At 62.1% G+C, this 2,784-nt stretch carries 4 protein-coding genes; 2 read left to right on the top strand and 2 right to left on the bottom strand.

What is annotated here, in order from left to right:
* Positions 1-61 precede the first annotated feature (61 nt).
* Positions 62-985, bottom strand: coding sequence for a carbon-nitrogen hydrolase family protein (locus HT737_RS00820; RefSeq protein WP_182401008.1), 924 nt, complete (start codon positions 983-985; stop codon positions 62-64).
* An 84-nt stretch (positions 986-1,069) separates the two neighbouring features.
* Here HT737_RS00820 and HT737_RS00815 point away from each other — a divergent pair, with 84 nt between their 5' ends.
* Positions 1,070-1,984 (top strand): LysR family transcriptional regulator, encoded by a 915-nt coding sequence (locus tag HT737_RS00815; RefSeq protein WP_182401005.1) that lies wholly within the window; start codon positions 1,070-1,072, stop codon positions 1,982-1,984.
* A gap of 8 nt (positions 1,985-1,992) precedes the next feature.
* Here the strand turns inward: HT737_RS00815 and HT737_RS00810 are convergent, their stop codons facing one another.
* Positions 1,993-2,247, bottom strand: coding sequence for a hypothetical protein (locus HT737_RS00810; RefSeq protein ID WP_003224595.1), 255 nt, complete (start codon positions 2,245-2,247; stop codon positions 1,993-1,995).
* Positions 2,248-2,400: 153 nt separating this feature from the next.
* On the opposite strand from HT737_RS00810, the gene HT737_RS00805 reads away from it, so the two are divergent.
* Entirely contained in the window at positions 2,401-2,718 is a 318-nt protein-coding gene (locus HT737_RS00805; RefSeq protein WP_007961870.1) for a YqjD family protein, read from the top strand.
* Positions 2,719-2,784: the final 66 nt, after the last annotated feature.

The raw sequence follows: 2,784 nt of genomic DNA, 5'->3' as shown, positions 1-2,784 counted from the left end.
TGCTGACAGTCCGCCATCGCTGGCAAGCCAGCTCCCACAGTTTTTTTCAATCAGCCCGACGTTATGCAGTGAACCGCACGCCGGGTTTGGCGCGTTCATCAACCGACAACTCGAACACATCCGGCCGCGCATAGTGGCCAACCACGTCATAGTCATAGCGCGCCCGAACCAGCTCATCAGTATCGATCTCAGCGGTGAGCAACCCCGCCTCGCCACGCAACGGCCCGGCCAGCACATCGCCCATCGGCCCGACAATCACGCTGCCGCCGGCAATCAACGGTCGATCCGCCGGCCAGTTGGCAATCTCCACGCCCAGCGCGTTCGGCGAAGCCTGCACCTGACAGGCACTCACCACAAAGCAACGGCCCTCATGGGCGATGTGACGCATGCTGACCTGCCACATCTCACGCTCGTCCACGGTCGGCGCGCACCAGACTTCAATGCCTTTGGCGTACATCGCCGTGCGCAGCAGCGGCATCATGTTTTCCCAGCACACCACCGCACCGAGCCTGCCGACCTGAGTGTCGAGCACCGGCAGCGTCGAGCCGTCGCCCTTGCCCCATATCAGCCGTTCGGTGCCGGTCGGCATCAGCTTGCGATGCTTGGCCACAAGCCCCGCCTGCGGGTCGAAATACAGCGCCGTGCAATACAGCGTGCTGCCGGCACGCTCGATCACGCCGATCACCAGATTGGCCCCGGTGCGCGCAGACAGGCCGGCCAGTGCCTCGGTCTCGGGCCCCGGCACGTCAATGGCGTTCGCGAAATAGCGTGCGAAGGCCTCGCGCCCCTCGGGCAGGCGATAGCCCAACTGAGTGCCAAAGCCCTCGCCTTTCGGATAGCCACCGAGCAACGCTTCCGGCATCACCACCAACGCCGCGCCGGACTCGCTGATCGCGTCTTCCCAGCTGAGGATCTGTTCCAGGGTTTCACCCTTGCCACCGGGCAAGGCGCCAATCTGCAGGGCGGCGACGATTGATTTGGGCATTGCAGTCACTCCATCAGGTTCAAGTGTTGCCGATTCTGCGGCGGCGCGGGATCATGAATAAAGACCGATTCACTGCTGAATGATATGAGCCAAATGAATATCGCATCCGTCGATCTCAACCTGCTGAAAGTCTTCGAAGCCCTGCATGAGGAGTCCAGCGCCAGCCGTGCGGCGCTGCGTCTGGGCGTGACCCAATCGGCGGTCAGCGCGGCGTTGCGCCGGTTGCGTGACGTGTATGGTGATCAATTGTTCGTGCGCACCGGACGCGGTCTGGCACCGACGCTCAAGGCCAATCAACTGAAGCCGGTGGTCAGCGAGGCGCTGAACAAATGCCGGCAAAGCCTGGCGATGGTCGACCCGGCGGCCCATCACTATGACGGCCGTTCGGTGACGGTGGGCCTGTCCGATGACTTCGAAATAGCCTATGGCCGGCGCCTGATCGAAGAAATCGCCCGCTGTGCACCCAAGCTGCGGCTGATCTTCCGCCAGACCCACAGCCAGATCGTCGCTCGCGCCCTGATGGAGCGCAGCATCGACCTGGCGATCACCGCCGGCGGATTTGCCGAGCGCCTGCTCAGTCGTCTGGTATTGGGTGAAGGGGATTATGCCTGTCTGGTCGATCCGGGCAGTCTAACGCCCGGCCAACAGGGCATCGATTTGCCGGAGTTCGTCGCCCGTGAGCACATTCTGGTGTCCTCGGGCGGCTTTATCGGCATCACCGATGAAGGTCTGGCGGCGCTGGGGCTGAGCAGGCGGGTCTGCGCCTCCACCACCCACTTTGCCGCGCTGCCGCATCTGCTCAAGGGCAGCGACGCCGTGGCAACCATCCCGACCCATGCCGCCCAGGCCATTGCCCAGCTCAGCGGACTGATGCTGCTGCCCTGCCCGCTGGCGCTGCCGCGTTACCCGATCGAACTGGGCTGGCGCACCAGCACGCAGATCGACCCGGTGGTGATCAAGGTACGTGAGGCGATTGTTGCGTGTTTCAACGCAGACTGACGGCTGTGTTACTTGTTGGCCGCCATCAGTCGATTGACCTCACTACGCACCATGTTGGCGAATTCCGGCGGGGACATGCCATCAAGCTCGGCGCGCACCCACTCGGCCCATTTGCCCTTGCGCTTGGAGCGTTCGCCGAACAACCGCGCGGCTTCGCCTTTGGCTTTGCCCAGATTGTTCTGCCAGAGTTCGAACAGACGGGATTTCTCGTCTTCCAGCGCGGCGCGCTCGGCGAGGGATTTGTCGGCCAGATTGAAACTCATGGGGAAATACCTGCTGCGTAAAATGGCGACATCTTACACGCTCGGCGAAAATCTCCCGCGCAGGTTTTTCTTTCGCACCTAAAATCAGTGCAACTTTTCAGTCCGCGCCACACTCCATTGATCACTGTTCATCCATCTGCAAGGAGTCACCCAATGGCCCGCAAATCCCGCGTGCAAGCCGTCGAAGACCAAATCAAGGATCAGGCGTTCAGCGAACTTCAGGCTTTGATCGAAGAGTCCGACAAACTGCTCAAGAGCAGCGCCTCACTGGTGGGCGAGGAAGCCGAGACCCTGCGCGGACAAATCGCCCTGAAGCTGCAACAGGCGCTGGACTCGGTGTCCAGCGTGCGTGAGCGCACCAAACCGGCGGTCGAGGCCACCGAGAGCTACATTGGCGGCCATCCGTGGCAGACCGTGGCGATTTCCGCCGGTTTTGGCCTGGTGGTGGGCTTGTTGCTCGGTCGTCGCTAAGCGACGTTTGTCAGAGCGCATTGTTCAAGGCCTGACAATAAATCTGTGGCGAGGGAGCTTGCTCCC

This window comes from Pseudomonas sp. MD195_PC81_125 (genome assembly GCF_014060985.1).
Classification (GTDB): Bacteria; Pseudomonadota; Gammaproteobacteria; order Pseudomonadales; family Pseudomonadaceae; genus Aquipseudomonas; species Aquipseudomonas parakoreensis.
Note: the sequence above shows the minus strand (reverse complement) of the source record. Positions and strands in the feature narration are given on the sequence as shown.

Bases quoted from the DNA above. Each gene is read 5' to 3' on its own strand.
- HT737_RS00820 (WP_182401008.1), bottom strand. From the start codon at position 985: ATGCCCAAATCAATCGTCGCCGCCCTGCAGATTGGCGCCTTGCCCGGT.
- HT737_RS00805 (WP_007961870.1), top strand. From the start codon at position 2,401: ATGGCCCGCAAATCCCGCGTGCAAGCCGTCGAAGACCAAATCAAGGAT.
- HT737_RS00815 (WP_182401005.1), top strand. From the start codon at position 1,070: ATGAGCCAAATGAATATCGCATCCGTCGATCTCAACCTGCTGAAAGTC.
- HT737_RS00810 (WP_003224595.1), bottom strand. From the start codon at position 2,247: ATGAGTTTCAATCTGGCCGACAAATCCCTCGCCGAGCGCGCCGCGCTG.